This is a genomic window from Enterococcus sp. 3H8_DIV0648, from assembly GCF_002140655.1.
Classification (GTDB): Bacteria; Bacillota; Bacilli; order Lactobacillales; family Enterococcaceae; genus Enterococcus_A; species Enterococcus_A hulanensis.
In genome coordinates this window covers 1,775,465-1,785,156 of sequence record NZ_NGLG01000001.1, presented here as the reverse complement: position 1 = coordinate 1,785,156, position 9,692 = coordinate 1,775,465, and the positions used below count along the sequence as shown (strand labels likewise).

At 38.9% G+C, this 9,692-nt stretch carries 9 protein-coding genes and 1 pseudogene; 4 read left to right on the top strand and 6 right to left on the bottom strand.

Annotated elements, in window-relative coordinates; genetic code table 11:
* Positions 1–220: 220 nt before the first annotated feature.
* Positions 221–529, bottom strand: a complete 309-nt coding sequence (locus A5875_RS08290; protein ID WP_088933153.1) for a rhodanese-like domain-containing protein — start codon at positions 527–529, stop codon at positions 221–223.
* A 274-nt stretch (positions 530–803) separates the two neighbouring features.
* Here A5875_RS08290 and A5875_RS08285 point away from each other — a divergent pair, with 274 nt between their 5' ends.
* Positions 804–1,625 (top strand): VOC family protein, encoded by an 822-nt coding sequence (locus A5875_RS08285; RefSeq protein ID WP_088933152.1) that lies wholly within the window; start codon positions 804–806, stop codon positions 1,623–1,625.
* Between the two features lie 37 nt (positions 1,626–1,662).
* Here the strand turns inward: A5875_RS08285 and A5875_RS08280 are convergent, their stop codons facing one another.
* Positions 1,663–1,995 carry a hypothetical protein gene (locus tag A5875_RS08280; protein WP_088933151.1) on the bottom strand — a complete coding sequence of 111 codons (333 nt, stop codon included), beginning with the start codon at positions 1,993–1,995 and terminating at the stop codon, positions 1,663–1,665.
* 194 nt (positions 1,996–2,189) lie between these two features.
* Between A5875_RS08280 and A5875_RS08275 the strand changes: the two are divergent.
* The 3 genes and pseudogenes from A5875_RS08275 to A5875_RS08265 all read left to right on the top strand — a co-directional run.
* Positions 2,190–3,173, top strand: a pseudogene (locus A5875_RS08275) (serine hydrolase domain-containing protein); the annotation flags it as partial.
* Positions 3,174–3,269: 96 nt separating this feature from the next.
* A complete protein-coding gene (gene manA, locus A5875_RS08270) occupies positions 3,270–4,220 on the top strand; it encodes a mannose-6-phosphate isomerase, class I (protein ID WP_088933149.1) in 951 nt (316 codons plus the stop codon).
* A gap of 169 nt (positions 4,221–4,389) precedes the next feature.
* The gene (locus A5875_RS08265; protein WP_088933148.1) at positions 4,390–5,427 is read left to right on the top strand and encodes a prolyl oligopeptidase family serine peptidase; all 1,038 of its coding nucleotides are present in this window, start codon (positions 4,390–4,392) and stop codon (positions 5,425–5,427) included.
* Positions 5,428–5,597: 170 nt separating this feature from the next.
* Here A5875_RS08265 and A5875_RS08260 read toward each other — a convergent pair whose 3' ends face one another.
* The 4 genes from A5875_RS08260 to A5875_RS08245 form a co-directional block, all read right to left on the bottom strand.
* Positions 5,598–6,284 (bottom strand): type 1 glutamine amidotransferase, encoded by a 687-nt coding sequence (locus tag A5875_RS08260; protein WP_088933147.1) that lies wholly within the window; start codon positions 6,282–6,284, stop codon positions 5,598–5,600.
* A complete protein-coding gene (locus A5875_RS08255) occupies positions 6,277–7,629 on the bottom strand; it encodes a Mur ligase family protein (protein WP_088933146.1) in 1,353 nt (450 codons plus the stop codon). Before A5875_RS08255 ends, A5875_RS08260 begins: the two co-directional genes overlap by 8 nt.
* Positions 7,630–7,830: 201 nt before the next feature.
* Entirely contained in the window at positions 7,831–9,228 is a 1,398-nt protein-coding gene (locus tag A5875_RS08250) for a TrkH family potassium uptake protein (RefSeq protein ID WP_088933145.1), read from the bottom strand.
* A 119-nt stretch (positions 9,229–9,347) separates the two neighbouring features.
* On the bottom strand, positions 9,348–9,692 hold a 345-nt coding region (locus A5875_RS08245), incomplete at its 5' end, for an SDR family oxidoreductase (RefSeq protein ID WP_141108336.1).

The following is a 9,692-nucleotide window of genomic DNA, read 5'->3' as shown; positions in this document are numbered from 1 at the left end:
TGGTGAAAACATCTTCAGGATGGCTTGCTTGATGTGCTTCAATAAAGGTATCTAAAACAGTCACCGTTTGCGAGTCTTCTGCGGACAGCGGGTGTGCATTCACTACTAGAACATTTGCCAAAACTAACACTCCTTAAATTTAATTACTATCGAATAGTACACAAAATATTTAAAACAAACAATTTTTCTGCTTGAAATATTTAAATTAAAATATTTTTTGTTAACTTGCAAGATATTGCTGATAAGCTGAAGTGCCGCCGATCACATTTGTTACTTGGAAGCCTTCGTTGCGTAAAAATTGTGCCATTGTTTTTGAACGAACACCGAATTGAGTAAATAGGTAATACGTTTTACCTTTGTCAAGTTGGCTTAAACAGTTTGGCAGCTGGGTCAATGGAATCTGAAGGACATTCGAGCCTTCTAATAACTCAAAAGATTCATCCAGGTCATGGTCTCTTAAATCTAAAACATTCACGGGTTCTTTTGCAGCAAGCATCATAAATTCTTGAGTTGTTACCGAATAATTCATTCTTCTTTATATCCTTTTCTTTCTTAATATCGATTCTAACTTTAATCTATATATAGACTGATTACAAGTGTTATCATAGATATTTTACTGAATTTTGATGGAAAGTAAAGAAAACATTCAAAAAAATTCCATATTAGGAAATTATTGATAAACATAATTGTTGCATTTAGCAAAAAGACTGTCTTTTTTTGTTTCGAAGGGAAACTTAAAAAGGATATTGCTTGCGTGAATCCGATAGCATAGTTAAAATAGGAATGATGGAGGGAAGAAAACAATGGGAAATTTTCATTTAGGGAAACTTAATTTAAAAACGATCGCCATTCGTGTGCGAGATCGTGACGGAATGATTCATTTCTATCGTGATATCATCGGACTGCATTTATTGCGGGAAGAAAACGAATTAGCGATTCTGGGATACAAAGATCCGGCCAGTGAACTACTTTGGTTGGAAGAAAGCCCACGAGCAGATGAACATCGTGGTGAAATCAAAAAAATGCAACGGTTTTCACTAGTTGTACCGAATGTCGAAGAACTAGCGAACGTTTATTATCGAGCAGAAAAAGAAGATTATCCGGTCAAATCCGCTTTACAAGCTGATGATGAAAAGGGCTTGCTATTTGAAGACCCTGAAGGAAATGAAATTGAAATTTTCTATGCCCCTAGTAAGGAACGTTCAACTTCGGAACCAATCAAAATTGATTTTGCCGAGTTATCAAAGAAAGCAACAAAACGCGAAAAAATTCATGGCGCGTATTTTGACAAGATTCATTTGAATGTCAGTGACATGAACAAGCAGCAAGCATTTTTAGCAGAAATTCTAGGTTTAGAAGTCCATGACGAGAGTGATGAGGAGATACTTTTGAACCGCGGCGAATTTAATGTAGGATTAAGCACAGCCACTGGCGGCACGATTGATCTGCCAACGGATAAAGTATTAGGACTGGATTTTCTGCAGTTTATCGTTTCGAAGGATAAATTATTAGAACTTTCGGAACATCTAAGCGGCAAACAGTTAAACTTTTTCTGTGATAAAAAGAAATCCTTGATTACCCTCTATGATGCAGCTGGCATCGAATGGTGGTTCGTATTGAAATAGAAAAAAACCGCGAGAAATCGCGGTTTTCTTTTTGTCATTATTTATAACTACAATGAAAAAGGATAAGGATTCCTATGACATCAAAAGCGGGTGTTACTGATTGAGCGTATCGGATCGCTGAATAAACCAAGAAATCCATCATCAGATTTGAGATGAGATTATAAGAAGGGACAGTAAAAATGCCCGTCTCAATATAATAATCAGTGAATCGGTAAAGCAGAATATTATCAATCACCAATACTAAAAAGAATCCGAATATTTTAACCTGCCAATCATCCACAAGTAGCTGCAGCAAAACAATCAAAAAAAGTGAAAAGGCAAATATAAGGATTTTTCGCGGCTGGCAAATTTGTTTGAGTCTACTGTTCATAAGAATCACCTCTTATTGAAGCATTTACTTTATTACTTTGATTCTACACGTTAACTTTGCAAAACTAAATTCATTTTTTATTTTATGCTATACTTTTTTAGAAAATAAGTTTAAGGAGGTCGTCATGTATCCTGAAACACTTCTGGAAAACCTGTCTCTTATACACATCTAGATGTGTATAAGAGACAGGTGCTGTTTTCCCCGGAACCGTCCTTCATTTTATTGAAGGAGAGAAAGAGGAAACAAAAGTCTTAGGATCTGCTCAAATCGAACCAACGACGACTGCGATGCAAGAAGATATGCTTTTCGATGTAGCTTCTTTAACAAAAATTGTTTGTACGACGACTGTTATGCTGAAGTTGAAAGAAGCCGGAAAGCTTTCTTGGGATCAAACGCTGCACGAGCTGTTGCCAGAATTTCAAAATGAGACGATCACATTACGTCATCTACTAACTCATACATCGGATATCCAGACCTACATTCCGAATCGCGATCAATTAAATGCGGAAGAGTTACGGAAGGCCTATTTGACTTTACAGCCGGGGGATCAACTTGGGAAAACGGTTAAATATACGGATGCGGGAACGATCCTATTGGGCTTCTTGATCGAGGCAATCTATCATAAGGATGTAGTTGACGTTTTTAAGGAAGAGGTTTTGCAGCCACTGGACATGACTGATAGCAGATTTTTACCTCAGCCGCCGTATGACAACATCGTACCGACACAAAGGCTAGCGGATGGAACAATTCTAAAGGGCTTGACCCACGATCCAAAAGCACGAATCTTAGCTTCCCATGCAGGCAATGCCGGACTCTTTACAAATATGAAAGATTTAAGTAAATTTGCAAAAATGTATTTGAATCTTGGCCGTGTTAGCGATATTATTTATTTGCATGACAAGACAGTTCAAGAGCTGCTTTATGATCAAACACCAACAGGAAAAGGGAAGCGCTCGATCGGTTGGGATTTAAAATTTAGTCCGTTAGAACAAGCACCGTTACTTTTCCATACCGGTTATACAGGTACTTTTTTGCTGCTGGATGTCGTGAAGAAATCAGCTTTCATTTTTCTGTCAAATCGTGTGCACACAGAAGATCATCGGGTCAGCTATGTTTCTCACCGTGATGAAATTTTAACCTGCTATTTAAATGAGCGTGCAAAAAACTATCAAAAGTAAAGAATACCAGCACAGCTTTTTGTAGTTTCGTAGGTCGAGGCAAGTTGAGCTGGTATACGACTTGAAAATAAATATAATAAAAAAGGAGCAATAAGCATGGAACCATTATTTTTAAAACCAGTTTTTCAAGAAAAAATTTGGGGCGGCGATCAATTACATACTGTTTTTGGTTTTGATATCCCCAACGACAAAATCGGAGAAGATTGGGCGATCAGTGGACACCCTCATGGCGTCAGTATTGTAGAAAATGGTCCTTATGAAGGTTGGAAAGTCAGTGATCTTTGGAGCGAGCATCGTGAATTATTTGGAAATGCCAAAGGGGATGTTTTCCCATTATTGACGAAAATTTTAGATGCAGAAGATGATTTATCTGTGCAGGTTCATCCGGACGACAGTTATGGCTTGAAACACGAAGGTGAATTAGGCAAAACTGAATGCTGGTATATTATCAATGCAAAACCAGGCTCAGAGATCGTTTATGGACACAATGCGAAAACTCGTGAAGAATTAGCAGAGATGATCGAAGACGAACGCTGGGATGATTTATTGCGCCGCGTACCTGTGAAAAAGGGAGACTTTTTCTATGTACCAAGCGGAACGATCCATGCCATCGGTAAAGGTATCATGATCTTAGAAACGCAACAGAGCTCAGATACGACTTATCGAGTATATGACTATGATCGTAAAGACGATCAAGGAAACACGCGTGAATTGCATATCCAACAATCAATCGATGTGACAACTGTTCCGGCTATCAGTCCTGAATTAGAGGTATCTGAAAGTAAAAAAGGAACATCATCTGTAATCACTTACTTAAAAACTGATTTCTTCAATGTCTATGAATGGGATGTTGTTGGAGAACTATCGCTTAAAAAAGCCGGCGACTATACATTGGTAACAGTTGTTGAAGGATATGGTAATTTGATCGTTGACGGTCAAAGCTACGAAATGAAACCAGGTTCAAGCTGCATACTACCAGCACAAATTACTGAATGGAAAGTTGAAGGCGAAATGAAGATCATCGCTTCAACACCGGGTACGAAATAAATAGTACCATTAAAATTTGAATCACGTATTTTTAAGGAGCACGCTCTTAATGAGGAGCAGTGCTCCTTTTTTGTCCCTATGTAAGATAGAATTACTTCCTAATCATTTAAGGTTCTCTTAAGTCGGCAAACCTAAACTGATCGATATCGTACTTAACAGGAGGAAAAAAATGCAAAATAAAAAAAAGATCGTTTATGGTGTTTTGTCTCTAGCGTTAACTGTCGGTTTATCGGCTTGCGGAACATCTTCTTCAAAAGAGGCTTCAACGGATGAATCTGCTGCTAGTACCGCGCAAACATCAAGCAATACTGCTGCTTCAGATTCTTTAGAAACGTTTCAGCAGACAGACACAGATGATCCGGTAGAGGATCCATCATTGTCAGATGTATTAACGGAAGTTCAAAGTAAGTTTCAACAATTAGAATACGTTGATAGTGAAACAGGAGTTACCCTGCGATATAACCTGTACATTCCTGATAACTATGACGAAACAAAAAAATATCCGTTACTTTCATTTATTCCAGATGATTCTATCGTCGGTCAAGATACAACGGCTGGCTTAACACAAGGATATGGCGGAAGCATCTGGGCAACAGAAACGGAACAAGAAAAACATGCCAGCTTTGTTCTAGTTCCTGTATTCGATACTTCAACAGTCGAAGGAGGTATGGGGCAATCCGGCTCAGCGGTAGTCGAAGATCAAGTGAACACTTATTTAGACTTGCTAACTTCCTTACAAAAGGAATACAGCATAGACGCGGATAGATTGTATGCGACTGGTCAGTCAATGGGCGGCATGACAATGTTTTATATCAATGCGAATCATCCAGATTTATTTGCAGCGACACTCTATGTAGCCTCACAATGGGAAGTTGCTCAATTAACGGCACTAAAAGATCAGAAATTTTTCTATATCGTTGGAGGCGGGGACTCAAAGGCAAGTACTGGACAATCAGATTTGACTGCTATGCTTGAAGAAGAAAACGTAACATACAGCAACGCTGAATGGGATGCTCAAGCGAGTGCGGAAGATAAAAATACAATGGCTAATGAATTGATTGATCAAAAGCTGAATGCGAATTTTGTTCATTGGACGACTGGTTCTGTTCTTGAAGGTTCGAGTCAAGGTTCAGAGCATATGGCTTCGTTTGATTATGGCTATACAATTCCAGCAGTTCGAGATTGGCTGTTTAATCAATCAAAATAATGAGTTCGATTGGTGGTAATTTCTAAAAAATTTGGATAGTCCTCTGTAAATTTCTCGCGAAAAAGTGTGTGGATTTATAGGGGATTATTTGATGTTGAATAGTTATAATCAACAAAAAGAGCTGGATCAATGCCCAAATGTAAGGGCATCGATCCAGCTCAATCGTATTTTTATGGTAATTCAGGCAATTCTACATCCTCACCATACTTATTTTTTAATGCGGTGTTGAGTAAACGTATAGCTAATGATTTATTACGGGCTAGGATTGGACCGTGGAAGTATGAGCCATACACGTTTTTGTATATAACACCTTCACCCTGATCCTCACCGTTATTTCCATTTCCTTTGATGATCGTGCCAAGAGGGCGTTCGCCTTCACCTAAGAAAGTGCGACCGTTATGATTCTCAAAGCCATAGTAGGTTTCGCCGAATTCTTCATTGCGGATCTCAATGTCGCCAATAAAGCGATGGTTATCTTGACTCAAGGTATAATGATCTAAAGCGCCGATACCATCGATTTTCTCGCCATTAGCACCGATGTAGTAGTGGCCTAATAACTGATAACCGCCGCAAATCGATAATATTACTCCATCGTTTTCGATGTATTTGATCAAATCTTCTTTTTTATCTTGGATATCTTTTGAGACGATGACCTGTTCATAATCCTGTCCACCGCCGATAAAGACAAAATCAAATTTATCAGGATCAAAATCTTGATAAATGCTGACGATCTCTGAATGAATCTCGATGTCCATTTGTTTGGCATAATAGTTCAAGGTTAAGAGATTCCCGTTATCACCGTAAGTGTTCAATAAATTTCCGTATAAATGTGCTAAGTTCAATTCGTATTTAGCCACGATCCATACCTCCATCAATATAGCCCTTTTGAGCTAATTCTTTGCGTAGTTGCAGAACAGCTGTGTAGGTCGCTAGAATATACACGTGTTCTGTCGGCAATAGTTTGATCTTTTCGATGACATCCGTCAAGCTTTCCGTCTCGGTCAGTTTTTCGTCTGGAATCCCAGCAACGCGCAACCGCAGTGCCATATCCTCATGACGATCACCGCCCGCGATTACTGCGGGAATATCCATTTCAGCAAATGCTTCATGATTGCCGTCCCAAATCCAGCTAATATCAATTCCGTCGGCGTAGTTGGCGTTCAATAAGGATACTAATGAGAAAGGATAAGGTGCTAAGCCAATCATATCAATAACTTGATTCAACCCGACTGGATTTTTTACTAAGACCAAGGTACATTTCTTGCCGTCAATTTCAAATTCTTCTTGGCGTCCAAAGACCTTTTCATCGTAGCCTAAGCCGCGTTTGATTTTCTCTTTAGAAACGCCGTAGTATTCTGCTACCGCAGTTGCGGCAAGAGCATTATAGACATTGTACATACCGCCAACTTCGATCTTGTAGTCTTGACCATCGATCACAAATTCAGAAGATTTATTGTCCATAGCTTTCATCTCAGTTAATTTATAATCTAACTCAGGTCGATGGAAGCCGCAATTTGGGCAATAATATTTTCCCAAATTGGCATAGGTAATCATTTTATATTTTAAGATGTGCTGACATTTCGGACAAAGCAAACCGTCTGTATTGTAATGTGCGTCTTGATCTTTATCAGGCAAATGATCAAATCCATAGTATCTTCGCGGATTGACTGTTTCTAAAGAATTAAAGATCGGTGAGTCGCCGTTACATAAGATCGGTGCGCTAGGTGATTTCGCTGCACCGTCAACGATTAATTTGTAAGTCGTGTAGATTTCACCGTAGCGATCCATTTGGTCGCGGAAGATATTCGTGAACAAGAAAAGTTCCGGCTTGATATATTCTGTAACTTTGCTCAAGCTGGCTTCATCGATTTCCAAAACCGCGATTTTCTTGCCGCCTTTTTTTCCTTTAGCATTTAAGAATGTTGAAACAATCCCTTGCACCATGTTGGCACCCGTTGGATTCGTCAACACGTAATCAAATTCTTGTTTTAAAATATTTACGGTCAAAGCGGTCGTTAAGGTTTTCCCATTGGTTCCTGTTACGACAACCACTTTGTAGTCTTTTACTAATGTATCTAAAATCTTCGGATCCATCTTTAAAGCAAGCTGACCAGGGTAGCTTGATCCACCTTTAAAGAACGTTTTTAATACCCATTGGGCGGTCTTGCCGGCTGAGATTGCCAGTTGACTTCGTAACCCCATTACACATATCAAAACCTGTCTCTTATACACATCTAGATGTGTATAAGAGTTCTTCTTTATATCCTTTTCTTTCTTAATATCGATTCTAACTTTAATCTATATATAGACCTGTCTCTTATACACATCTAGATGTGTATAAGAGACAGGCATATTATACTATTAAAAGCAGAGATGAAAAAAGGCCGGAGCAGTTATTTGCTCCTAGCCAATAATAATCTTTTCTTCTGGAAATTCATAGCCCAAGTCTTGAGTTTCTTTTGGTACGAATAGCATTAAGGTATAGAGCATTCCAACACGACCGATGAACATCAAAATAGCAATCATTGTTTTGCCAGTATTAGAAAGATCATCAGTAATCCCTAAAGAAAGTCCGGTAGTTCCAAATGCCGAGGTGACCTCTACGATGATCGAAATCAAAGAATGATCCTCTGTTGCCGTTAAAAAGAGAATACTAAACAGACACATACCCGCAGAAAGCATAAAGACCACCACCGATTTTCGCACATCTTCTTGAGCGATTTTACGGCCAAATATATTAATGTCGTTCTCGTTTTTTAAGAAAGAGTATAAATATAACCCGATGATTGCAATGGTCGTGGTTCGAATCCCGCCACCGACCGAACTAGGCGAGCAGCCGATAAACATCAGTAAAGAGAAAATAATCAATGTCGTATTTTGAAATAAATTCAGATCGTGAATCTGCAAGCCGGCATTTCGTGTCGTCATGGAGTAGAAGGAGGAGTTGAGCCATTGGTCAAACAAATTCATATTTGAAAAGTTATGATCTTTTTCCAGCAACCAGATTGCCACCGTACCGCCAATAAAGAGGACAAAGAATGCCAATAAGGCGATTTTTGAAAAGAGACTGAAACGGAAGGGCAGTCGTGATTTGGATTTTTTGTGGTAAATCCATCCGTGAAAATCCATCAAGACCGGAAAGCCGATACCGCCAATAAAAATCAACACCATAATCGTAACGATGAAAAAGACGTCGTGAGAAAAAGGAATGATCGATTCCCCTGTTACGTCAAAGCCAGAGTTAGTGACCGCTGAAATTGCTTGGTAAAAACCAAAAAAGATGGCTTGAGAGATTTTATGATAATAGCCTGATAAATAGAAATAAATTGAAAAGATCGTACCAAAAAGTACTTCGATCGCTAACAGCATCGTAAACGTGATTCGAATCAAATTAACGATTCCGCTCAGTCGTGGCTGGTTCATATCCGTCATAATCAATTGTCGCTGTTTTAGAGTAATTCGGCGTTTTGACACAATAAAAAAGAAGGTGGTAATCATCATGATCCCCAAACCGCCAATATGGAATAAAACTTCCAGCATCAATACACCGGCATCATTGAAGACCGAATTAATATCAAAGGTCGTCAAACCGGTCACTGAAATCGTTGAAATAGCCATAAACAGCATATCAAGGAATGGGACATGTGATCCTGGTTCACGAAAAATCGGCAAACTAAATAAAATTAATGAGAGGACCGTCATGGCTAGATAGTAAAAGACGATAATCTGAATCGAAGAAAAACGATTATTAATTTTTTGCCAGCTTTTTTTGAGAAAGCTTACTCGTCGATCAAACTTCATGGAAGACTCCTTAAATCATCTATTCGAAAATTTTTAATAATAGAGACAGTATATCACGCTTCTATAAAAAAAACTCCCACCGTTTTGGCAGGAGCGAGTAAGAAAAATTAGTTAATTAATTAAGCGTCTTGCGCTGTTGCAGCAATATCGATTTCGCGGATGTTCACTTCTTGCGGCATGTCATAAATGAATTTTACGCTTTCTGCAACATGGAGAGGGTTAAGCGTGATCCCACCCATGCTTTCTTTCCATGCTTGATAGTCTGTTAAAGCACCTTGATCTGTTACATGGGTCAATAACTCTGTTTCCGCAGCACCAGGAGCGACCATAGAAACGCGGACATTTGAACCGGAAAGTTCTTCACGAATCGTTTCACTTAACCCATGAACTCCGAATTTTGATGCAACGTAAGCAGCATGGTTAGTGAAAGTCTTCTTACCAGCAAGTGAAGACATGTTGATGAC